Origin of the sequence: Chromobacterium phragmitis, assembly GCF_003325475.1 — a bacterium.
Classification (GTDB): Bacteria; Pseudomonadota; Gammaproteobacteria; order Burkholderiales; family Chromobacteriaceae; genus Chromobacterium; species Chromobacterium phragmitis.
Window position 1 is genome coordinate 2,313,161 of sequence record NZ_CP029495.1, and the last position, 20,791, is coordinate 2,333,951.

20 protein-coding genes and 2 rRNA genes are annotated in these 20,791 nt (G+C 62.1%); 8 read left to right on the top strand and 14 right to left on the bottom strand.

Annotation, left to right across the window (positions count from 1 at the left end; all coding sequences use genetic code 11):
- The first annotated feature begins 225 nt into the window (after positions 1 to 225).
- From DK842_RS11070 to DK842_RS11080, 3 genes are all read left to right on the top strand, one after another.
- A 23S ribosomal RNA gene (locus DK842_RS11070) occupies positions 226 to 3,115 on the top strand.
- Between the two features lie 125 nt (positions 3,116 to 3,240).
- Positions 3,241 to 3,355, top strand: a 5S ribosomal RNA gene (rrf, locus tag DK842_RS11075).
- Positions 3,356 to 3,509: 154 nt separating this feature from the next.
- Complete coding sequence (locus DK842_RS11080) at positions 3,510 to 3,719, top strand: carbonic anhydrase (protein WP_114061489.1); 210 nt, start codon at positions 3,510 to 3,512, stop codon at positions 3,717 to 3,719.
- Between the two features lie 25 nt (positions 3,720 to 3,744).
- Here DK842_RS11080 and DK842_RS11085 read toward each other — a convergent pair whose 3' ends face one another.
- Positions 3,745 to 4,242 carry a DUF523 domain-containing protein gene (locus tag DK842_RS11085; RefSeq protein WP_114061490.1) on the bottom strand — a complete coding sequence of 166 codons (498 nt, stop codon included), beginning with the start codon at positions 4,240 to 4,242 and terminating at the stop codon, positions 3,745 to 3,747.
- Positions 4,239 to 5,693 carry a MocR-like pyridoxine biosynthesis transcription factor PdxR gene (pdxR, locus tag DK842_RS11090; RefSeq protein ID WP_114061491.1) on the bottom strand — a complete coding sequence of 485 codons (1,455 nt, stop codon included), beginning with the start codon at positions 5,691 to 5,693 and terminating at the stop codon, positions 4,239 to 4,241. The genes DK842_RS11085 and pdxR overlap by 4 nt, the downstream gene beginning before the upstream one ends.
- A gap of 93 nt (positions 5,694 to 5,786) precedes the next feature.
- Between pdxR and DK842_RS11095 the strand changes: the two genes are divergently transcribed.
- From DK842_RS11095 to DK842_RS11105, 3 genes are all read left to right on the top strand, one after another.
- Complete coding sequence (locus DK842_RS11095) at positions 5,787 to 6,179, top strand: rhodanese-like domain-containing protein (RefSeq protein WP_114061492.1); 393 nt, start codon at positions 5,787 to 5,789, stop codon at positions 6,177 to 6,179.
- A complete protein-coding gene (locus tag DK842_RS11100) occupies positions 6,169 to 6,906 on the top strand; it encodes a GNAT family N-acetyltransferase (RefSeq protein ID WP_114061493.1) in 738 nt (245 codons plus the stop codon). The genes DK842_RS11095 and DK842_RS11100 overlap by 11 nt, the downstream gene beginning before the upstream one ends.
- Before the next feature lie 74 nt (positions 6,907 to 6,980).
- Positions 6,981 to 8,426: a hypothetical protein gene (locus DK842_RS11105; RefSeq protein ID WP_114061494.1), complete on the top strand. Its 1,446-nt coding sequence runs from the start codon at positions 6,981 to 6,983 to the stop codon at positions 8,424 to 8,426.
- Between the two features lie 52 nt (positions 8,427 to 8,478).
- On the opposite strand, the gene DK842_RS11110 is transcribed toward DK842_RS11105, so the two are convergent.
- A complete protein-coding gene (locus tag DK842_RS11110; protein ID WP_114061495.1) occupies positions 8,479 to 9,834 on the bottom strand; it encodes an NAD-dependent succinate-semialdehyde dehydrogenase in 1,356 nt (451 codons plus the stop codon).
- 201 nt (positions 9,835 to 10,035) lie between these two features.
- Between DK842_RS11110 and DK842_RS11115 the strand changes: the two genes are divergently transcribed.
- The gene (locus tag DK842_RS11115; protein WP_114061496.1) at positions 10,036 to 10,689 is read left to right on the top strand and encodes an acyl-homoserine-lactone synthase; all 654 of its coding nucleotides are present in this window, start codon (positions 10,036 to 10,038) and stop codon (positions 10,687 to 10,689) included.
- On the opposite strand, the gene DK842_RS11120 is transcribed toward DK842_RS11115, so the two are convergent.
- Positions 10,610 to 11,407 carry a LuxR family transcriptional regulator gene (locus tag DK842_RS11120; RefSeq protein ID WP_168191878.1) on the bottom strand — a complete coding sequence of 266 codons (798 nt, stop codon included), beginning with the start codon at positions 11,405 to 11,407 and terminating at the stop codon, positions 10,610 to 10,612. The two genes, DK842_RS11115 and DK842_RS11120, sit on opposite strands and share 80 nt — an antisense overlap.
- 708 nt (positions 11,408 to 12,115) lie before the next feature.
- Between DK842_RS11120 and DK842_RS11125 the strand changes: the two genes are divergently transcribed.
- The gene (locus DK842_RS11125) at positions 12,116 to 13,087 is read left to right on the top strand and encodes a LysR family transcriptional regulator (protein ID WP_114061498.1); all 972 of its coding nucleotides are present in this window, start codon (positions 12,116 to 12,118) and stop codon (positions 13,085 to 13,087) included.
- Positions 13,088 to 13,144: 57 nt separating this feature from the next.
- Here the strand turns inward: DK842_RS11125 and DK842_RS11130 are convergent, their stop codons facing one another.
- From DK842_RS11130 to DK842_RS11175, 10 genes are all read right to left on the bottom strand, one after another.
- A complete protein-coding gene (locus tag DK842_RS11130; RefSeq protein WP_114061499.1) occupies positions 13,145 to 13,900 on the bottom strand; it encodes a GGDEF domain-containing protein in 756 nt (251 codons plus the stop codon).
- A gap of 70 nt (positions 13,901 to 13,970) precedes the next feature.
- Positions 13,971 to 14,399 (bottom strand): ubiquinone anaerobic biosynthesis accessory factor UbiT, encoded by a 429-nt coding sequence (gene ubiT / locus DK842_RS11135; protein ID WP_114061500.1) that lies wholly within the window; start codon positions 14,397 to 14,399, stop codon positions 13,971 to 13,973.
- Positions 14,386 to 15,318: a U32 family peptidase gene (locus DK842_RS11140; RefSeq protein WP_114063707.1), complete on the bottom strand. Its 933-nt coding sequence runs from the start codon at positions 15,316 to 15,318 to the stop codon at positions 14,386 to 14,388. Before DK842_RS11140 ends, ubiT begins: the two co-directional genes overlap by 14 nt.
- Before the next feature lie 22 nt (positions 15,319 to 15,340).
- Entirely contained in the window at positions 15,341 to 16,357 is a 1,017-nt protein-coding gene (gene ubiU, locus DK842_RS11145; protein WP_114061501.1) for a ubiquinone anaerobic biosynthesis protein UbiU, read from the bottom strand.
- A gap of 67 nt (positions 16,358 to 16,424) precedes the next feature.
- Complete coding sequence (locus DK842_RS11150; protein WP_114061502.1) at positions 16,425 to 16,796, bottom strand: type IV pilus modification PilV family protein; 372 nt, start codon at positions 16,794 to 16,796, stop codon at positions 16,425 to 16,427.
- Entirely contained in the window at positions 16,793 to 18,589 is a 1,797-nt protein-coding gene (locus DK842_RS11155) for a translocation/assembly module TamB domain-containing protein (RefSeq protein WP_114061503.1), read from the bottom strand. Before DK842_RS11155 ends, DK842_RS11150 begins: the two co-directional genes overlap by 4 nt.
- A complete protein-coding gene (locus DK842_RS11160; protein ID WP_168194868.1) occupies positions 18,586 to 19,170 on the bottom strand; it encodes a PulJ/GspJ family protein in 585 nt (194 codons plus the stop codon). The genes DK842_RS11155 and DK842_RS11160 overlap by 4 nt, the downstream gene beginning before the upstream one ends.
- Entirely contained in the window at positions 19,167 to 19,676 is a 510-nt protein-coding gene (locus DK842_RS11165) for a GspH/FimT family pseudopilin (RefSeq protein WP_114061505.1), read from the bottom strand. Before DK842_RS11165 ends, DK842_RS11160 begins: the two co-directional genes overlap by 4 nt.
- A complete protein-coding gene (locus tag DK842_RS11170; RefSeq protein ID WP_114061506.1) occupies positions 19,676 to 20,116 on the bottom strand; it encodes a type IV pilin protein in 441 nt (146 codons plus the stop codon). Before DK842_RS11170 ends, DK842_RS11165 begins: the two co-directional genes overlap by 1 nt.
- A 101-nt stretch (positions 20,117 to 20,217) precedes the next feature.
- Positions 20,218 to 20,601: a SirB2 family protein gene (locus DK842_RS11175; protein WP_114061507.1), complete on the bottom strand. Its 384-nt coding sequence runs from the start codon at positions 20,599 to 20,601 to the stop codon at positions 20,218 to 20,220.
- Positions 20,602 to 20,791 lie beyond the last annotated feature (190 nt).

Here is a 20,791-nt window from a genome sequence, read left to right on the forward strand (position 1 = left end):
GATTCTGTTTGCGTTGTATAAACGCCCGATCTTTAACAAACTGAAGAAGCCGAATATATAAAGACGGCGAGACAAACGACATGGAGTTAATTCTGCATGTTGAATGAATCGTCATCTTGGGTATTTGATTGTATCTAAGGCTGCGTCGCCATATCAAAAGGGGCGGTGCAGTCGTCGCACAAACACTCTCTGTTGTTGCGGTAATTTAGGTTACTGAAATGATAGGGTCAAGCGACTAAGTGCATCTGGTGGATGCCTTGGCGATCATAGGCGATGAAGGACGTGTAAGCCTGCGAAAAGCGCGGGGGAGCTGGCAATAGAGCTTTGATCCCGCGATGTCCGAATGGGGAAACCCCTCCGCAAGGAGATCCCTGACTGAATCCATAGGTCAGAGGAGGCGAACTCAGCGAACTGAAACATCTAAGTAGCTGAAGGAAAAGAAATCAACCGAGATTCCGTAAGTAGTGGCGAGCGAACGCGGAACAGCCTGACTGTGTTATGAGTTGCGTTAGTGGAAGGTTCATGGAAAGGACCGCCATAGTGGGTGATAGCCCCGTACACGAAAACGCATCGCAAGAACTAGGCAGTCGACAAGTAGGGCGGGACACGAGAAATCCTGTCTGAAGATGGGGGGACCATCCTCCAAGGCTAAATACTCATGATCGACCGATAGTGAACCAGTACCGTGAGGGAAAGGCGAAAAGAACCCCGGGAGGGGAGTGAAATAGAACCTGAAACCGGATGCATACAAACAGTGGGAGCGGACTTGTTCCGTGACTGCGTACCTTTTGTATAATGGGTCAGCGACTTACGTTCAGTAGCAAGCTTAACCGAATAGGGGAGGCGTAGGGAAACCGAGTCCGAATAGGGCGTCTTAGTTGCTGGGCGTAGACCCGAAACCGAGTGATCTATCCATGGCCAGGATGAAGGTGCGGTAACACGCACTGGAGGTCCGAACCCACTAGTGTTGCAAAACTAGGGGATGAGCTGTGGATAGGGGTGAAAGGCTAAACAAACTCGGAGATAGCTGGTTCTCCCCGAAAACTATTTAGGTAGTGCGTCAAGTATCACTTCCGGGGGTAAAGCACTGTTATGGCTAGGGGGTCATTGCGATTTACCAAACCATGGCAAACTCTGAATACCGGAAAGTGCGAGCTTGGCAGACAGACAGTGGGTGCTAACGTCCATTGTCAAGAGGGAAACAACCCAGACCGCCAGCTAAGGTCCCAAATGATCAGTTAAGTGGTAAACGAAGTGGGAAGGCCTAGACAGCCAGGATGTTGGCTTAGAAGCAGCCATCATTTAAAGAAAGCGTAATAGCTCACTGGTCGAGTCGTCCTGCGCGGAAGATGTAACGGGGCTCAAACTGATAACCGAAGCTGCGGATGCACAGTTTACTGTGCGTGGTAGGGGAGCGTTCTGTAGGTCTGTGAAGGTGTCTCGTAAGGGATGCTGGAGATATCAGAAGTGCGAATGCTGACATGAGTAGCGATAAAGCGGGTGAAAAGCCCGCTCGCCGAAAGCCCAAGGTTTCCTACGCAACGTTCATCGGCGTAGGGTGAGTCGGCCCCTAAGGCGAGGCTGAAAAGCGTAGTCGATGGGAAACGGGTTAAAATTCCCGTACTTTTGTGTAGTGCGATGTGGGGACGGAGAAGGTTAGGTCATCAGACTGTTGGAATAGTCTGTTTAAGCCGGTAGGCGTGAAGGGTAGGCAAATCCGCTCTTCTTTAACGCCGAGAAGTGATGACGAGGGTCTACGGACCTGAAGTGACTGATACCACGCTTCCAGGAAAAGCCACTAAGCTTCAGCTACACAAGAACCGTACCGCAAACCGACACAGGTGGGCAGGATGAGAATTCTAAGGCGCTTGAGAGAACTCAGGAGAAGGAACTCGGCAAATTGATACCGTAACTTCGGGAGAAGGTATGCCTGTTGAGGTGTAGTCCCTTGCGGATGAAGCTTTGACAGGTCGCAGAGAATCGGTGGCTGCGACTGTTTAACAAAAACACAGCACTGTGCCAACACGAAAGTGGACGTATACGGTGTGACGCCTGCCCGGTGCCGGAAGGTTAAGTGATGGGGTGCAAGCTCTTGATCGAAGCCCCGGTAAACGGCGGCCGTAACTATAACGGTCCTAAGGTAGCGAAATTCCTTGTCGGGTAAGTTCCGACCCGCACGAATGGCGTAACGATGGCCACACTGTCTCCTCCTGAGACTCAGCGAAGTTGAAGTGTTTGTGAAGATGCAATCTCCCCGCTGCTAGACGGAAAGACCCCGTGAACCTTTACTGTAGCTTTGCATTGGACTTTGAACAGACTTGTGTAGGATAGGTGGGAGGCTTTGAAGCCAGGACGCTAGTTCTGGTGGAGCCGTCCTTGAAATACCACCCTGGTGTGTTTGAGGTTCTAACCTTGGTCCGTGATCCGGATTGGGGACAGTGCATGGTAGGCAGTTTGACTGGGGCGGTCTCCTCCCAAAGTGTAACGGAGGAGTTCGAAGGTTACCTAGGTACGGTCGGAAATCGTGCTGATAGTGCAATGGCAAAAGGTAGCTTAACTGCGAGACCGACAAGTCGAGCAGGTGCGAAAGCAGGACATAGTGATCCGGTGGTTCTGAATGGAAGGGCCATCGCTCAACGGATAAAAGGTACTCCGGGGATAACAGGCTGATACCGCCCAAGAGTTCACATCGACGGCGGTGTTTGGCACCTCGATGTCGGCTCATCACATCCTGGGGCTGTAGCCGGTCCCAAGGGTATGGCTGTTCGCCATTTAAAGTGGTACGTGAGCTGGGTTCAAAACGTCGTGAGACAGTTTGGTCCCTATCTGCAGTGGGCGTTGGAAGTTTGACGGGGGCTGCTCCTAGTACGAGAGGACCGGAGTGGACGAACCTCTGGTGTACCGGTTGTGACGCCAGTCGCATTGCCGGGTAGCTAAGTTCGGAAGAGATAACCGCTGAAAGCATCTAAGCGGGAAACTTGCCTGAAGATGAGACTTCCCTGGAGGCTTGACCTCCCTGAAGAGTCGTTCGAGACCAGGACGTTGATAGGTCGGGTGTGGAAGCGCTGTGAGGCGTGAAGCTAACCGATACTAATTGCTCGTGAGGCTTGATCCTATCATTTGAGTGACTTAGAGAACTAAGTGACGAAGATAGAGTGTGTGCGACACGATCAGATACCGAATATTCAGGATCAGAGACAAGCTCTGATTCAGGCTTCTTTCAGTTTGTGCCAGTTTATGTCTGGTGGCCATAGCGAGATGGTCCCACGCCTTCCCATCCCGAACAGGACCGTGAAACATCTTAGCGCCGATGATAGTGTGGCATTCGCCATGTGAAAGTAGGACACCGCCAGACGCCTCATACACAAGCCCAGCTCTATCGAGCTGGGCTTTGTGCTTTGCGGCCCCGGCTCATTGAGCCGGGGCCGCTTCGTTCTCGTTCGGGGAGTGAACGTTTCATCCCCTCGACGGCGTGCGGCGCGGTCAAGGGCGCGATAGATCAGATCGAAATGGGAAATCTGACCGGCCTGTTGGCGCGGATACGGTCGGCGGTAGGTCTGACTCGCTACGAAGGCGAGCGCCGCAGCAAGAATCCGGACTGTGTCGACGCAGTGGCGCGCAGCAATGTGCTGGCCAAGCTGGAGGGGGAAGGGCGCATCAAGATTGTGGGCACTATGTACCACTTGAACGGCGGCCGGCTGGAGTTCCTGACTGCGTAACGCGGGTCTACCCGCCGCCGCGCGATTAGCGCGGCGGCGTTTCCATCGCTTGCAGCAGCGATGCGATTTCTTCTTCATTCCACACCTGGATGCCATGCTGTCGCAGCAGACTGGCGGCGACGCCGTCGCCTTCGCGCAAGGTGGAGGTGAAGTTTCCGTCGTAAATGCGGCGATTGCCGCAGGACGGGCTGTTGGCTTTCAGCAGAGCATGCTCGCAGCCATGGCGCTGCGCGGTTTGCCGCATGATTTGCGCGCCGGCGGCAAAGGCGGCGCTGACATCCTCTCCTGCTTCGGTTTTCACCATGGCCTCGCCCCGCAGCACGCTGCCGCCATCGCCGCCCGCAATCTCGGCGGGCGCGCGCGGCGTGGGCAGGCCGCCCAGGCATTCCGGGCAGGCTGGCAACAGTTCGAAGCGCTCGCGTAGCGCTTGCCAGTGGGGGCTGTCGACCGGTTTGGCGCGGCCATCGTAACGGACCGGTTGCCCAAGCAGGCAGGCGCTGACCAGCAGAGTCGGTTTCTTCATTTCAGCCTCGTTTCCAGCAGACCGGCCAATTGTCTCACGGCTGGGGCGATGGCGTGGTCGGCGATGCCGGCATAGCCCAATACCAGGCCGTTGCCGGATGGTTGCCCGAGATAGTGCCTGGCCAGTGGGCGCAGCCATAGCTGCCGCTCGGCGGCGGCGGCCTGCAATGCCCATTCGTCGAAGCCTTCGGGCAGCGTCGCCAGCAGGTGCATGCCGGCGTCTCCGCCGCGCAGCGGCAGCGAGTCGCCTAGAGTCTGCGCGCAGGCATGCCGCAGCAGTTGTTGGCGGCGGCGGTACAATGTCCGCATCTGGCGGATGTGGCGAGCGAAGTGGCCTTGCTCGATGAAGTCGGCGACGGCGGCTTGCACGGCGTAGTGGCCTTCGCCCTGCAGCCTGGCTTGGCAGCGCCGGTAGGGATCGACCAGCTCCGGCGGTAATACCAGATACGCCAGCTTCAGCGCGGGATACATCACTTTGCTGAAGGTTCCGACATAGATCACGCGCCGTTCCTGATCCAGGCTTTGCAGGGCGGCGAGCGGGGCCGACGCGTAGCAGAACTCGCCGTCGTAATCGTCTTCAATGATCCAGCTGTCGTGGCGGCGGGCGTGTTCCAGCAACGCTAGCCGGCGCGGCAGGCTCATGACTGCGCCGGTTGGGTACTGGTGGGCCGGCGTGACGTAGATGAGGCGGGGCGGATCGGCTTCGGCATCGACTCTGAGTCCGTCCTGATCGACGGCGATGCCGACGCAACGCAGGCCGGAGGCTTGCATCGCCGCTTGCGCGCCGACATAGCCGGGCTCCTCCAGCCAGGCGACGTCGCCTGGCTCGGCCAGCAATTGCGCCAGCAATGAGAGGGCCTGTTGCGCGCCGGAGGCGATCACGATCTGTTCCGGCTCGCATTGCACGGATCGACTGAGCCGCAGGTATTGGCTTAATGTCCAGCGCAATTCGGGCAGCCCGCCCTGTTGCTGGTAGCGCAGCCACTCCAGCGGCGGATGCCGCTGCCGCTTGGCCAGGCAGTGTTGCCATTGCCGATATGGAAATTGTTCTAGTTCGGGCAGGCCGGGGACGAAGGCGCCTAGCTTGCCGGCCGGCAGGCGGCTGGCTTGGGCCAAAGCCTGTCCCCGCCGCGACAGCCCGCGCGGGAGAGCGCTGACGGGTTCGCTTGGGCTGGCTTGCCGGGAGAAGGCGTCGCTGACATAGGTGCCGGAGCCATGGCGGCTTTCGACATAGCCTTCCGCCGTCAACTGATCATAGGCGGCAAGCACCGTGTTGCGGCCCAGGCGAAGCGTTAGGGCCAGCGCGCGGCTAGCGGGCAAGGGGGTGCCGCCGTTCAGGCGGCGCTGGCTGATCAACTCCCGCAACTGGCGATAGAGCTGGCGTGACAGCGGCTCGCCTGGCGCTCGGCGCAGCCGGGCGGAGAGGTAGTCCGCAATCCAGTCGTGGCTCAAAGTGGTTCCATTCGAATTGCCGAAGTGGCGCTATTTTCATGATGACTTTGTGCCTAGCATAGCAGTATTCGAGTAGAGCAAAGGAGGATGGGAATGATCAGCCAACAGGAATTTTACGAGGCCAAGCTAGCCTATGAGATCGATGCGGCCGATGTCGCGAAGGCTTTGGCTGACGGCGGACGGTCCTTGCTGCTGGTCGATACCCGCAGCGAGGAGGCGTTCGATCATGAAACCATTCCCGGCGCGCTGAATCGGCCGCACCGGTTGATGACGGAGGAGAGTTGCGCCGATCTGCCGCGCGATGCGATTCTGGTGGCATTTTGCGACGGCATCGGCTGCAACGGCTCGACCAAGGGCGCGTTGAAGCTGGCGCGGCTGGGTTTCCAGGTAAAAGAACTGCAGGGCGGCCTGGATTGGTGGAAGCGGGATGGCTATGCGACTACCCGCACGGGCGGCTGCGGCAAGGAGGCGTGCGATGCGTGCTGATTGGTCGGAACTCGCGCAGGCGGCCGAACGCAACGAGAACGGCCAGATGGTGGGCGTCCGGGTGGAGTGGGCGGGCGCATGCCAGCCGCCCCGGGTCGAGCTGGAGGGGCGCTATTGCCGAGTGGAGCCGCTCAACGACGCGAAGCACGCCGCGCAATTGTTCGACGCTTTGCACCGGATGCCCGGCGGAGCCAACTGGACGTATCTCGGCCATGGTCCTTTCTCGGTGCTGGAGGACTGGGGGCGCTGGGTAGAGGAGAGCGCGGCGCTCGACGATCCGCAGTTCTACGCCATAGTGGATCGAACTGACGGCGAAGCGATCGGCCTGTGCAGCTATCTGCGCATCGCGCCGGCGGATGGCAGCATTGAAGTGGGGTTTCTCAACTTCTCGCCGCGGCTGCAGCGCAGCCGCTTGGCGACCGAGGCGATGTATCTGATGATGCGCCACGCCTTCGCGCTGGGCTATCGCCGCTACGAGTGGAAATGTGACGCGCAGAACGAACCCTCGGTGCGGGCCGCGCAGCGGTTGGGCTTCACTTTTGAGGGCTTGTTCCGCCAGGCGCGGGTCAACAAGGGACGCAACCGGGACACCGCCTGGTTTTCCATTCTGGACCATGAGTGGCCGGCGCGGCGACGCGCGCTGGAGGCGTGGTTGGATGCGGATAATTTCGATAGCGACGGACGGCAGCGGACTTCTTTGTCGCAGATTGTTGCGGCGCGGCCGTAAATTGCGCGGCAGGCTTCAAGGCGGGCGGCTGCGGCGCTACAATGGATGCTTGTAAACGTAGATAGTGCCGCCTGATGAAATCCCTGCCGCGCAATGCCCGTATTCGGGGCGAACCCTTTCTGCCCAATCGCTTCATCTTCGGCGACGCTGTCGACGAGCAGGGGCTGGAGGGCACCGAGTATCTGGTGCATACCGAATCTCCCGCCTTTGTCTGCCGCCTGGTGGGCAATGACGATACCGACTTCCCGGGCCGCGAACGCGACGGCTTGGCGAGCGCGGTCTTGTTCGATGACGAGGAGAATCTCACGGTCTATGTCTGCAATCTGCGGCTCAGGCTGTTCGATTTCAATTTTTACGATGAGATCGAGCCCAGCGTCGGAGAGTTGCAGGAAATCTGCGACGAGGCGATGCGCGTCTATCAGCAGTTGCACAAGGCTTACGCTGATCGAGACGCGGCGGGGCCGGAGCCGCGCGAAATGCGCACCGGGCCGACCAAGCCATTGCCGCCGGCCGAGCGCCAGCTGGCCGTAGGCCGTCTGGCGGAGCAGGCCCGGCAGGCGGTGGGCAAGCCGATGGAGGCCGCGCAGCTGGCGGCGGCGGTGCAGATGGCGCTGTTGGCGGGCGATCAGGCGGTATTCACCGAGGCGCAGCTGTCGTTGGGCGGCGAGACGGCGGCGCGCCAGTTGCTGGTGAACAGCGCGCGGGACGCGGTGGCCTTCCCAGAAGTGATGCGCAAGGACGGCCATGTGGTGTCCTTCGAGCTGTGGGCGCTGCCGTTCGCTTTTTCTCGTAGCCAGGGGGGCGTCTGGTGGCACTTCCCGCGGTTGGAGTCGCTGGAAGTGGCGCTGGCCGACGCGCTGGAGGTGCCGGAGAAATCCATTCTGTGGATATCTCCGACGCTGTTCACCGTGGACATGCTGAACGAGCGCGCCTGCCAGGATCTGGTGCAGTTGGCGCCGGTGATGGATGCCGGCTGCGATTTCGCGCCGTTGGATCCGGACTCCTCGCGCGCCACCTACGAGGCCGCGCGCAAGACCAGCGAACCTCAGTTGGTGATGAGCTGGATTCCTTTCCTGGTGGAGCGGGGAGCTTTGCCGCCGGACCGGGCGCGCCGGCTGGCGCGGCGCGCGCTGGATGCGGCGATGCCGCTGGTGCAGCAGGCGATCGCCGCCGAAATGGAGTATGGCGAGGCGGAGTTGTTCGCGCCGCTGCCGTGGTGGGAGGCTTTGTCCAGCGGCATGCGCGCCTGGAACCGCAAGCGCTTGGGGGTATCGGTGGCCTTGTTGGCCACTAGCCAGGGCGGCATTGAGAAACTGGAGGCGGTGGCCGAGTATCAGCCGGAAATCCAGGGCTACGAGGTGGGCTTGAGGCTGAAGGGCGGCGAGGAGATCGCAGCCAGAGTGCCGTGGCTGGTGGTGCCGGACGTGGCGCCGGACCGCGACGCGAGCTGGCGGGATCTCTCGGACTGCTTGCGCGAGGCCGGCATTCCGCTGTCGCAGAGCGTGGCGCGGCTGCATTGAGCGCTGAATGAACATAGAGAAAGGGGCCATTGGCCCCTTTTTTTATCGCTGGCTATTTTTGCCAGTAGGTTTTGACGTTGACGAATTCATACAGACCGAACTCGGATAATTCCCGTCCATAGCCGGATGCCTTGACCCCGCCGAAGGGCAAGCGCAGGTCGGAACTGGTATGCCGATTGATGAATACGCTGCCGGCCTCGATTTGGCGCGCCAATTCCCAGGCGCGCGCGTTGTCGGCGCTGTAAATGCTGGCGCCGAGGCCGAACGGCGTATCGTTGGCCAGCCGTATCGCGTCGGCCTCGTCCGCGGCGCGCAGAATGCTGGCTACTGGGCCGAAGACTTCTTCATGGTAGACGCGGCAGGCTGGCGTGACGCGGTCCAGCACGGTGGCCGGGTAATAGAAGCCCGGCGTATGCGGCATCTGGCCGCCAAGCCTCAATTCCGCCCCATGGTGGCAGGCATCGAGCACTTGCGCGTGCAATGCTTCGCGTAGATCGGCGCGGGTCAGCGGCGACAGGGTGGTGGCTGGATCGCGAGGGTCGCCGGCGCGAAGCTTGGAGGCCTCCGCGCAGAAGGCGTCGACGAAGGCGTCGGCAATCTGGGGAACCACGATCATCCGCTTGGCGGCGTTGCAGCTTTGGCCGGCATCGCGAAAACGCGAGTTGGCGGCGTCCCGCGCGGCAGCCTCGATGTCGGCATCCGCCAGCACGATGAAGGGATTGCTGCCGCCCAGCTCCAGCACGGTCTTCTTCAGGTGCCGGCCTGCCAGCGAGGCGATCGCGCGGCCGGTCTGGGTGGAGCCGGTGAAGGCGACGGCGTCGCAACGGCGCACCGCGTCGTCCACCAGCTCGGTTTCTATCCAGGCCATGTCCAGCACATGGAGTCCAGCCTGGCGGACGATTTCCAGCAGCAGTTGACTGCATTGCGGCACCGATGGCGCGGGTTTTACCAGGCAGGCGTTGCCGGACATCAGAGCGGGAACGGCGAAGCGAATCACTTGCCAGATCGGGTAGTTCCACGGCATGACCGCCAATACCAGCCCCAGTGGCTCGAAAGCTACGCCGCTGCGGCTGGCCTGGGTGGGAATGCTGAGCGGCTGCAGCAATTCAGGCGCCAGCTCCGCGTAGTAGCGTATCAATTGCGCGGATTTATCTATTTCGGCCAAACACTCGGGTGTGCGCTTGCCGACCTCCAAGGTCACTAGGTCCGCCAGTGCTTCGCGCTGTTGCGTCAGTTGATCGGCTAGACGCAGCAAGCCTGCGGCGCGCTGTTCAACTTCCAGTGAGGCCCAGGCCCGCTGGGCTTGCCGCAGATGATCCAGGCTTTGATTCAGGGCGTCGATGGTCCAAGAGGCTCGTGTGTAGCAGACCTCGCCGGACGCCGGGTTGCAGCTGGTGAAGGCGATCATGGCTGGATGAAGAGGTAAAACCATAAATGTAACAAAGAATCGCCCAGAATATGGCGAGTCCAGGACTTTGGTACTGTTGTTTTTTTACCCTGCATTTCAGGGGCTAGATTCGGCGATGTACTGGCAGATTTGCCAGATTCCATCGCTTCACAACGTTTTTCTGTTTCAACTTTCTGTACGAACTCACAATAGGAAGTTGAAATGAAAGTTTTTTTCCCGTTTTCGCAGGGCGGTCTGGAGCTGGCATGGGTGGACGATGATCGAATGAGGGAGGGGTTGTGGGCGTTTCGGCACAAGATATTCCGCGAGCAGCTGTGCTGGGTGCCGTTGTGTGAAGATGGTTTTGACCGCGATGAATACGATGGCTTTTCCGATAACTTGGTCTTGCTTCGGGATGGCCGGGTGGTGGGGGCGATCAGGCTGACTATCGGAGAGCATCCCTTCATGCTGGAGTCTGAGTTTGCGCGCTTGCTGGCTTCTGGAGAGCGCATCTGCAAGGGAAAGGAATACTCCGAGATCACGCGCTTGGCGGTGGATCGGGAGGTGTTGGGCGCGCGGGACTCAATCAAGGCTGCACGCTTGCTGTATTTGGGCGCCTGGGTGTGGTCTCAAATGCGCAACGTGCGCTGGATGTACTTTGTCGTCGAGCCGGTATTTTATCGTCGTCTGGTCATGATGGGCTTTCCCATCGTGCCGGTGGGCGTTCCGAGGCCGCTGGATGGAGGAGTGATGTCTATGACCGGCCTGCTGGACTGGCAGCAGGCTCGGATGGAGCTTATTCGTTCACTAGCTCACGGGGTGTCAGCGCCAAGTGCATGCCAAGCACTATGGCATGAGTACGATTATTCGCATTGAGTTTGCGAATCACATTGGCGACGTGGAATTTTACCGTTCGCTCGCTGATGTTGAGGATGGTGGCGATTTCCCAGTTGGTTTTGCCTCGGCTCATCCAGTGGAAAATATCGTATTCGCGCTGAGATAGCGGCATGTTGCTGGGAGAGGCGGGAGGGAGGTTGGCGATGCGTACCGCTGCCTGGTGCAGATGCGGCGTCAGGCAGTTGAGCATGGCCACTAGAGCCGCGTTGCGGCTTGGCTCTTTCCCGCCGATGGAAAGAAGACTACCCACGTTGTTGCGGTCGGATGCGGCGCTGAATGTGATTCCGTTACCCATGCCGTTGCTGCTGGCCTCGGCGATGAAGCGCTTTTCCTCTGCTCCTTTGGCGCGGCTGAAGCGTTCTTCCCAGATCACGGGCCCCTGCCCCAGGTGAATGCGCATGATGGGGTCGTGCTGGGCGAAATTTTCCTGAGAATATTGATCCAGCCAGTCGGACGGGTAGCTGACATTAAGCACTTTTTCCATGCGCTGGATCTGGTTCTGATTGTTCAGACGACCCAGCACCAGAATGATGCGGTCAGATGGCGCCTGGCTGAGGATGGTATCCAGAAAGGCCTTCAGCTCATTCTCGGTTTCGATGTGACCGGCCATGTGAATCCATTCCAGCAATGTCCATTGCTGCGACGCGGTGAGTCCGGCCGGGAGCGGTCTTGCATTGATGGGCTTCGAAGTCACCATGAGCGGGTCTTCCTTGTTCTTGGTTCGATGTGCCGCAGATAGTACCTCACATGCTTGTTGCATGTAAGACCCTGCGGATTTGAATTCATATGAATTGTTGCTTTTTCGTCATTGAGTATACCAAATTTACAAGGGCAGGAATCCTAGGAAAATTACTGATAATTCATCATCTTGTTTGTCATAATGACATTCTTTACAAATGGAAACATGCTGAGAGGGATAAAGTGTTTGACTTTTTTGTAATTTTAAAAATAGAGCAATTATACGATGCGCATGTTAAGGGGGGCGTGGCTTGGATTGATGATTAGCATATCCTGATTTTTGTTTTTCTTTGTTTGCCGGAACCGTTTTTCGCTGGCAGTGTGGCAACTTTGCTTCAGGCCAATGTCATATATTGTAAGTGGGAGCTAATAAATTCTGGCAAGTAAACGCTTAAAAGCGCATAATTGGAACGCATAAAATAATGGATAAGCCAAGCCGGCACGCGGATGAAGACTGGCTGGCGAACATTGGGGATGTAGGATTGGCAGTCGGTGCGGCCATAGTGGTGATGGTACATGAGATTAAACTATATTCTTTAATATCGTGCAGAGTTGATGTAAGCTGTTTTAAATAAAACAGTCTCAATTCTGTGAACGATCCTGCTTGGAACGCGCTCAAACCATTTGTGCAGACAAGCGCTGGATCGCTTCAGGAATCGCCCCGCTTATGGACACCTTGAAAGCATTAATGGTCTTTATGACCACCGCTGAGAACGGCAGTTTTTCAGATGCCGCCCGCAAACTCGGCGTATCGCCCGCTGCGATCAGTCAGAGCATCGCCAGACTGGAGCAGGAACTGGAAGTGCGCCTGTTCAACCGCACTACTCGGCAGTTGACGCTGACCGAGGATGGCCGGCGTTTCTATGCGCAATGCCGCGGACCGGTCAATAATCTGGACTCCGCCATCAATCAACTGAAAGCAAGCCGCGACGAGCCGGCTGGCCATTTGCGCGTCAGCATGCCAAATTCCTTTGGGCGCCGATTCATCTTGCCCATCATGGGCGAGTTCTGCGAGCGCTATCCCAAGGTGAGGGTATTTTTCGGCCTCGATGACCATTTCAGCGATCTGATCGAGGACGGCTACGATGTCGGCGTGCGCACCGGCATGATGCCGGACAGCCGCATGGTCGCGCGAAACTTGTCGCAGATGCCGCTGTACGTGGTGGCTTCACCCGAGTATTGGGACAAGAACGGCCGTCCTTCCTCGCCGGAGGAGCTGGGCAGCCACGACTGCATCAATTTCCAGTTCCCGACTTCGGGCCGGCTGTTCAAATGGGAGTTCGACCGCAAGGGCGAGCGCATTCCGCTGGAGGTGAATGGCACCTACACGCTGAACGACATGGAGGCGGTGGCCGAGCTGGCGCGTCTCGGCATGGGCGTCGCCCAGTTGCCCGGCCACGAGGTGGTGCATCTGATCCGCAGCGGCGAGCTGGAGCCGGTGCTGACCGATATGGTGTCGCTGGAGCGCTCCATTTACATCTGCTTCCCCCATCGCGACCATATCGCGCCGCGCACGCGCGTGTTCGTCGATTTCGTGGTGGAAAAGCTGGCGGATCATCCGGACATCATGGCGGATCTGCCGGGTCTCGACCTGTCGGCCAAACGCAGCGCGTTCCAGCAAAGCGTGGGCGCGCTCTAAGCTGCGGCTGTCCGCATGACATGAGAAGTGAAAGCCGGCGCTTAGACGCCGGTTTTTTCATGCCTGAGGCGGCTCGCTCGGGCCTTCTCCGATCACCCGGTCGCGGCCGGCTTGTTTGGCGGCGTACAGATGCATGTCGGCGCGATGGACCAGGCTGTCTGGCGTATCGTCGTCGGCCAGGGTGGCGACGCCTATGCTGGCGGTGACAGACTGAACCGGGGAGAAATCGGTCTCGCGCAACAATTTGGCGATGTTCTCGGCCAGGACCCGCGCGCCTTCCTGTTCGGTTTCCGGGCAAATGATGATGAATTCTTCCCCGCCCCAGCGCGCGACGGTGTCGAGTTGGCGCGAGCGCTGGCGCAAGGCCAGGCCGAAGCGTTGCAGCACCATGTCGCCGACAAGATGGCCATGGCTGTCGTTGATGTGCTTGAAATGATCGAGATCCAGCAGCAAGACCGAATAGCGGCGGCCGGAACGGCCGCTGCGCTCGCTTTCTCGCAGCAGCGCCTGGTTGGCGTGGCGGCGGTTGGCCAGGCCGGTGATGTCGTCGCGTTCTGCCTGGCGGCGCAACGCCTTGAGCAAGTGCCGGGCCTCGCGCAGGCGGCGGATGGCGAACCAGGTCATGGACAGCGCCAGCGTGAAGCTGACCAACAGAACTTCATCCAGCTGCGAGCTCGGGTGCTGATGCAGCCAGAGGTCCAATTTCTCGAACAGATCCAGCCGGCTGAACAATAGATAGCAAATCAGATTGAGCAGCAGGATCAGGATCAGTTCTTTGCGTATGCGGCGAGCGCTGAACGGCCAGGGATTCATGATGCCCCTGCGAGGAAGGCGGACTACCTTCTTGCTAGCCCATCGCGCAGGCAGGGGCAAGCGGCGGGCTTCAGGCCGCCATCATCCGCGCCAGCGGGGTCTGGCTCCAATCCACGCTGTCCAGCAGGTTTTTGATGATCAGCCCCAACTCGGTATCGCCCTCTATGCTCAACTTGCGTTGGAAGAACAGGGTGTCCGGGTCCTCCTCGCGCAGCATCATGCGGGCGAAGTCGCAGCAGTTGGCCGCGAGCCGCAGATCGGGCTCGCCGCGGCTGGCGGCGAAGGTGTCGCCCTGCGCGGCGACGCGCAGCCGCAAGCCGGCGTCCTTGACATGGACTTCGAAGCGCTTGCCTTCCAGCAGCGCCATGTCCACCGGCAGCACGCCGCGCTTCTTCAGCAGATTGAGCATGGAGGCCAGCAGCCAGCTGGGCGGCGCGGCGGGCAAGCGGGACAGCAGGCTGGCGCCTGCCGGGGGAAGGATCAGTTCAGGAATGCGCATGTCGGGTCTCCAGGGCTTGAATGCCGGCTTGGCCGCGCCAGTAGCCGTCGACGAGTTCGCCGGGCGCATGCGGGCGCAGCTCGGCGAGCTGCGCGCCGGCGTCGCCCTGGCCATCCAGCTGTTGGCGGAAGGCGCGCACCACGGCGGCGGTGCCGTGAGCTTGCGGGCTGATCCGGACGCGGCCAGCCCCGGCTTCGCGCAGTTCGGCCAGATGCGGCAGCAGCGCGTGGCAGCCGTCGGACATGGTCTGGATGCCGTTGATGGCCAGAAAGTGCTGGCCTTCGCGGGTATCCAGCCGCAGTCCGTCCGGATGCTCCAGGCAGCGGAACTGGCAGTCGTCCTTGTTCAGGTTGTAATGGCGGGCGGTGAAGCAGCGCGAGGACAGCGCCAGCGGCAGCCGGCCCCAGGCGAACACCTCGGTATCGATTTCCAATTGCTGGCGGCCCGCCTCGGCCAGCAGCGCGGCCAGCGTGCCGCGGCCCATTTCCACCGGCGGCAGCCAGCGGTAGGCGCCAAGCCGGCGCATCAGCGCCAGGGTGTCGGCGTTGTAGACGTTGAGATGGGCGCCGGCGACGAAGGGCAGCTTCTTTTCGCTGGCCAGCCTCACCGCGCCGAGGTCGTTGGCCTCGATGGCCAGCTGGCCGTTGTCGACCATCTTGCGCAGCCGCTTGAGATCGGACTCGCTCTCGATCAGCGCCTGGCAGGACAGCACCACTTCGCGGCCTGTCGCGGCGAGGTCCGCGGCCAGCGCGATCCAGTCCTGGCCGCGCAGTTGCTGGCGGCGGCCGCAGACCACTTCGCCTAGGTACAGGGTATCCAGCGGCCATTCGGCGGCTTCGGCGTAAAAGCGGAGAATGTCGTCGCGGCTCCAGAAGAACAACACCGGGCCGAGCGACAGCTTCAGGGGAATGGGGGTCATGCGGATATCCATGCGGGCGGGTTCATTTCCAGGGGCGGTCATAGGCGCCCAGCGTCTGCTGGCGCCCCTCCGCCACCTTGCTCAGCGCCTGCTGCCAGGCCGGCTGCACCATGAAGCGGTGCCGCTCCCGGCCAGCGGCGTCCAGCGCCTCTCGCAGCGCGCGGGTCACCTGGGCGACGTAGGCCGGGCTGCGCTGACGGCCTTCTATCTTGATCGCGGCCACGCCCATGTCCAGCAACTGCGGCAGCACCGTCAGCACATTGAGGCTGGTGGGCTCTTCCAGCGCGTAGTAGGTGTCGCCCTGGACCTCGAAGCGGCCTTTGCACAGCGTCGGGTAGCCGGCTGGCTGGTCCAGGCCGTATTGATCAATCAGGATGCCGGACAGCCGGGCGTCCAGGCTGGATGGCGTGTTCTGCCATTGCACGTATTTGGCTGGCGAACAAACGCCGTGGCTGTTCGGCGATTCGCCGGTGGCGTAGCTGGACAACAGGCAGCGGCCCTCCACCATCACGCACAGGCTGCCGAAGCCGAATACTTCGATTTCCACTGGGCTGTGCTCGATCACTTTCTGCACCTGATCCAGCGTCAGCACGCGCGGCAGCACCGCGCGCTGGATGCCGAACAGCTCGTGGGCGAGCTTCAGCGCTTCGTGGTTGGTGGCCGATCCCTGCACCGACAGATGCAGGCGCAGCTCGGGATGACGGCGGCTGGCGTAATCGAGCAGGCCCAGATCGGCCAGGATCACGGCGTCTACGCCGAGATCGGCGGCCTGGTCCACCGCCCGGCGCCAGCGGCTGATATCGCCGCCCTGGGCGTAGGTGTTGATCGCCATCAGCACCTGGCGGCCGCGGTCATGCGCGTAGCGGATGCCGATGCGGGCGGTGTGTTCGTCGAAATTGAGGCCGGCGAAGTTGCGGGCGTTGGTGTCGTTTTTCAGGCCGAAGTAGACGGTATCGGCGCCATGGTCGACGGCGGCCTTGAGCGCGGGCAGGCTGCCCGCCGGACACACCAGTTCCGGCAGTTTCTGACTGGCTGGCATGGGAAAGTCACAGATAGGGAAATGCGGGGACAGTAGCAGATGCGCCGTCGGCCGCCCTTGTTTTGGGTCAAGGAGCGCCGGGCGCGCGGCGGGGGGCCCGCAGGCTAAGGGAGAGGCGTTCGCCCTGGCTGTCGGTCCAACTGACCTCCACCCGGCTGCTGTCGCCGTCGTCGAGTCCGCGGCAGCGGAAGCGCGCCAGCGTGCCGCTGGCGGCTGCCGGCGCGAAGCTGGCTTGGCCGCAATCGACGGGTTTGCCGATCTGGCGCTGTTCCAGCGCCGCCTGGGCCAGATTGGTGGCGGCGTTGTAGTCGTTGGCGGCGAACTGGCTGTGCAGCAGCTGGGTTTCCAGCCGCAGCAGGCCCAGCGCGCCCACCGCGAGCACCAAGAGGCTGATCATCATTTCCAGCAGCGTGAAGCCGCGCGCGCGGGGGGCTGTCATGATCCGCTATCCATCCAGCTGTAGCGCAGCGGGATCAGCCGCGACCGGCCGCCGCTGTCGCCGTCGGGAGCGCGGTCTGGCCGGAACGAATCCGGCAGGCCGCGCAGATCTATCGTGGTGCTGGCGCTCCACTGGTGGGGGCGCGCGCCCTGAGCGCCGGCCTGGGCCAGCGCGCTGATGTAGCCGTGTATCGTGGTGCTGCCGCCGGAGAACAGCATATTGCCGGCCCAGACGTTGCCGAAGACCTGGGTGGCGGCGCCCAGCGTGATGTCGCCGCCGCGAAAATGGCCATTGACATAGCCCCCGGCCAGCAATGCCGCATTGCCCACCGGCCTGCCTTGGAAGAGGTCGTCGCGGCAATCATCGTCAGGATGCAGGTCGGGAAAGTCGCTGTTGCGGCAGATGCCGGCCGCGCCGGCGTAGTTGACCGCGTAGCTGACATGCTGGCCGCGGGTGGCGATGTTGCCGCTGGCGATGAAGGTGTTGCGGTAGGCGCCGCTCCCGGCCTCCAGATCGCCGTCGAACCACAGCACGCCCGGCGCGAAGGTGACGCCGTCCAGTTTCCATAGGCCGGGGCGACTGCCGGATAGACAGTCGTTCTGCGGCGAGTGTCCTTTGCAGATTAGCGTCGCCGGGGGGAGACAGACGCCGCCGGCGTCGGTGGCTCGACACAGGTAGTTGGGCAGCCTGCTGTCCGGGTGCAAGCCTAGACGATATTCGCCGTCGGCCAGACCGTGGATCTTGCGCACCGCCACCCGAACGCCGCCATCGGCGGCATGGGTGAATACGTAGTGAGCCTGGCCGCGGTAGTCGTAAGCGTCCAGCCGCGGCCGCTTCACTTCCAGCCTGGGCACCGGCTGCAGGTTGAGTTTCAGGCCCGGCTGGACGGCGACGCGAATATCGGGGTTGCCGGCGTTGTAGCTGGCGGCGTTGGCGACGGTGGCGGAAATGGGCGCTCCCCAGCCCTGCACGCTCAGATGTCCCTCTGCGCGCAGCGCGCCCAGGGCCCCGACCTGGCGGATGTCCACCTTGCCCTCTGTATCCAGTTTGCCGAAGCGCGCGCCCCCCATCGCGATGTCCACATCGCCCTTCACTTCTGCCTGGGCCACGGCCGGATCGATCCCGGGGCTGCTGAAAAAGCCGGCTTTGCCGTTGATCCGCGCCAGTCCGTCGATCGCCGCGTCACCGCGCAGGGTCAGATTGCCCTGCGCCTTCACGGTTCGATAGCGGCCGTTGCCCAGCTCGATATCGCCGTTGGCGTACAAGGCGTCTATGGTTTGCGGGCCATTGATGACGATGTCGCCGGTGCTTTGCAGCGTGGCGATGCCGTCCACCGATCCGCCCAGCGTCACCGAGCCGTCCACGGTCATGTCCACCGGCCGTTCGCTGATCAGTCGGATCGCGCCGCTCAGGTCCAGGTTGCCGACCAGGGTCAGCGCGTCGCGCGATTCGCCGCCGCCGGCTGGGCGGAAATCCTGCCGCACGGTGACGTTGTGGCCGTCGTAATGGCCGGTGCTGAGCAGCCGCAATCGCTGGCCGGGCAGGTCCTGCCGTCGAAGCGTGAAGCGAGCGTCGATGGGCAGGGGAAGACCGTTCTCCAGCGCCTGCCTGCCCGACAGCAGGCCTTGTTCGGCATAATCCAGCGCCTGGTGGTAGCGGTGCTGGTTCTGGGCGTTGGCGTGCGCCAGCACCAGTTGGCGGGAGGCGGCCAGCAAGACCAGGCTGGCGATGGCCAGCAGGGTCAGCACCGCGAACAGCGTGGCCAGCCCGTGCGCCCGTCGCGCGCCGCTCATGGCCCCGCCACCTGCGGACGGTTGCGCAACGTGACGCTGGTGTGGATGGACAGTCGCTCTTGCTCTTGGCCGCGGGCGGCGCTCGCGCGCACGGCGATGCCGATGGCGGCGCCGCCCGCCTCGCGGCTGAAGGTCAGCGACTCCACCGCACCGATGTCGCTCTTGCTCAGGTCGTCCCAGCCAGCGGCGGCGTCGCAGCGCCAGCCAGCGGCATCGCTGACCCGTCGCTGGATGCGTTGCTCGTGCAGGCGGAAGACGAAGTAGCGGGGGCCGGGAAGGGATTTTCCGGCAGGATCGTCGTAGGCGTAGCGCAGGCAGCGGCCGCCCTGTTCGATGTAGAGCCCGCGGTAGGGGTTGTCGGACTCGGGACCGGCGCCGTTCCAGAAGCCGGCGCGGCGCAGTTCCATCGCCATCAGGGACAGAGAGGCGTCAATCATCGCGCCCAACTGGGCCTGGCGGCGCTCCCGGCTCTGCTCGCCCAGCAGGCCGACCAGCAGGCCGGACACGGCGAGCAACAGCAGCAGGCCTATGGTCATGCCGATCAGCAACTCCAGCAGGGTGAGGCCGCGCTCGCGTCTCATGGGCAGCGTACCTCGCCATTGACCACCAGGCCGGTGGCCAGCAGCCTCAATTCCGTCGGCTGGCATCCGGCGCGCCGCAGCCGCAGCGCCAGCTCGTTGAACGGACTGCCGTCCTCGTTTTCCGGCATGCCGCGCAGCGGCGTGAATGCCAGCCGCAGCGGCAGGGCACGGCCTGGCGCGTCCAGCGCCACGCCGGCGTGATCGGCGTGGCTGACGCAGAGCAGGTCGGCGCCGGCGACGCAATCGGCGCCGATCTCGCTTTCCGATACCCGCAGCCGCCAGTCCAGACCGTTGCCGCTGATCGCCACCCAGATCGTCTTCTGGCGGGTGACGGCGCTCTTGCGGGCGAGCAACAGGCCGCGGTGAAGATCGTCCTGCGCGCCTTGCAGCTGTTGATGGACGACCCAGCGGCCTAGCGCCGGCAGGCCTTGGGTCAGCAGGACCAGCGCCAGCGCCAGAACCACCATCAGCTCGATCAGGGTGACCCCCCGTTGCGCGCGCCGCATCAGCGCCCCCAGCAGGCTGGCGGCGCCAAGCTGACGGTTTGTTGCCGCTGGACGAGCGTCAGCGTCTGGCAATCGCGGTCTCCGGCTTGGATGCCGCCGGGTTTGGCTTGCGCCCGGACGTAGAAGTCGGACGCGGGATCGTCACCCGCGCCGGTTGCCAGCTGGTAATGCCCTTGGGCGCTGGCGCCGTTGGCGTAAGGCGTTTTCAGATCGGCCAGCGTAGAGGCGTAAGTCGAGTGGAAGCCGCGGTAGCGCAGCTGGGCTTGTTGCAGCCGGTACAAGGCCTCCAGCGCGTCGCTGCGGCGGCTGCGCTGCATATGGCCTTGGTAGGCGGGAACCGCGATGCCGGCCAGCGCGGCCGCCACCGCGAGCGCGATCAACAGCTCCAGCAGAGAAAAGCCGGCGAAGCGGCTCGGTATGGCGTGACGGGGGCGGGTCATCTGGCGGCGGGCTCCGGGAACTGGGTCGGGACAAGGCTGCATCGCGCGCCCCTACTGTGTCCTAGAAGCCGCGGCCGGCGCCGTCAAGCCGCCGGCCGGGGTCAGAGCAAGGGCAGCGCCAGCTTGGTTTTGGCCACCAGCACGATATAGAGCACAGTCAGCAGGGCGGCGGCGAAGGCCGCCATCCGGCGGCGCGGCGTGGCGCCGCGCAGCGCGATGCTGCCGAGGATCACGTAGGCGACCAGGCCGGCGATCTTGGCCAGCAGCCAGGGGCTTTGCAGAATGGGCCAGCCGCCCATCGCCACCAGCGCGATGGCGCAGCCCAGCAGCAGGGTGTCGATCACGTGCGGCAAGATGCGCAGCGGTTTGTTTTGCAGCAAGTGGCCGCGGCCGCCCAACACCAGCGCGCCGCGGGCGGCGAACAAGAGAATGGACAGATAGGCGAAGCCCATGTGGGCGTGCTTGACGATCAGATAGGGATACATGGCGGACCGGTGGTTGAGGCGCGGCGGGCGCCGATGCCGGCCATGGTACACGGCGCGGCGGGCGTTTTGTAGCCGGCGAGCGCGACCCGACGGGGGAGGGTAATTGAAATGCCATTATCATGTTTTGTATTGAATGCTGTCCGGGCAAAGCCCGCTTTGACCGGAGTCAAGCCGCGCCGGTTTGCCCGGC

Excerpts from the sequence above, each read along its gene's own strand:
- DK842_RS11080 (WP_114061489.1), top strand. The coding sequence starts at position 3,510 with ATGGGAAATCTGACCGGCCTGTTGGCGCGGATACGGTCGGCGGTAGGT.
- DK842_RS11085 (WP_114061490.1), bottom strand. The coding sequence starts at position 4,242 with ATGAAGAAACCGACTCTGCTGGTCAGCGCCTGCCTGCTTGGGCAACCG.
- DK842_RS11095 (WP_114061492.1), top strand. The coding sequence starts at position 5,787 with ATGATCAGCCAACAGGAATTTTACGAGGCCAAGCTAGCCTATGAGATC.
- DK842_RS11100 (WP_114061493.1), top strand. The coding sequence starts at position 6,169 with ATGCGTGCTGATTGGTCGGAACTCGCGCAGGCGGCCGAACGCAACGAG.
- DK842_RS11105 (WP_114061494.1), top strand. The coding sequence starts at position 6,981 with ATGAAATCCCTGCCGCGCAATGCCCGTATTCGGGGCGAACCCTTTCTG.
- DK842_RS11110 (WP_114061495.1), bottom strand. The coding sequence starts at position 9,834 with ATGATCGCCTTCACCAGCTGCAACCCGGCGTCCGGCGAGGTCTGCTAC.
- DK842_RS11115 (WP_114061496.1), top strand. The coding sequence starts at position 10,036 with ATGAAAGTTTTTTTCCCGTTTTCGCAGGGCGGTCTGGAGCTGGCATGG.
- DK842_RS11120 (WP_168191878.1), bottom strand. The coding sequence starts at position 11,407 with ATGGTGACTTCGAAGCCCATCAATGCAAGACCGCTCCCGGCCGGACTC.
- DK842_RS11125 (WP_114061498.1), top strand. The coding sequence starts at position 12,116 with ATGGACACCTTGAAAGCATTAATGGTCTTTATGACCACCGCTGAGAAC.
- DK842_RS11130 (WP_114061499.1), bottom strand. The coding sequence starts at position 13,900 with ATGAATCCCTGGCCGTTCAGCGCTCGCCGCATACGCAAAGAACTGATC.
- ubiT (WP_114061500.1), bottom strand. The coding sequence starts at position 14,399 with ATGCGCATTCCTGAACTGATCCTTCCCCCGGCAGGCGCCAGCCTGCTG.
- DK842_RS11140 (WP_114063707.1), bottom strand. The coding sequence starts at position 15,318 with ATGACCCCCATTCCCCTGAAGCTGTCGCTCGGCCCGGTGTTGTTCTTC.
- ubiU (WP_114061501.1), bottom strand. The coding sequence starts at position 16,357 with ATGCCAGCCAGTCAGAAACTGCCGGAACTGGTGTGTCCGGCGGGCAGC.
- DK842_RS11150 (WP_114061502.1), bottom strand. The coding sequence starts at position 16,796 with ATGACAGCCCCCCGCGCGCGCGGCTTCACGCTGCTGGAAATGATGATC.
- DK842_RS11155 (WP_114061503.1), bottom strand. The coding sequence starts at position 18,589 with ATGAGCGGCGCGCGACGGGCGCACGGGCTGGCCACGCTGTTCGCGGTG.
- DK842_RS11160 (WP_168194868.1), bottom strand. The coding sequence starts at position 19,170 with ATGAGACGCGAGCGCGGCCTCACCCTGCTGGAGTTGCTGATCGGCATG.
- DK842_RS11165 (WP_114061505.1), bottom strand. The coding sequence starts at position 19,676 with ATGCGGCGCGCGCAACGGGGGGTCACCCTGATCGAGCTGATGGTGGTT.
- DK842_RS11170 (WP_114061506.1), bottom strand. The coding sequence starts at position 20,116 with ATGACCCGCCCCCGTCACGCCATACCGAGCCGCTTCGCCGGCTTTTCT.
- DK842_RS11175 (WP_114061507.1), bottom strand. The coding sequence starts at position 20,601 with ATGTATCCCTATCTGATCGTCAAGCACGCCCACATGGGCTTCGCCTAT.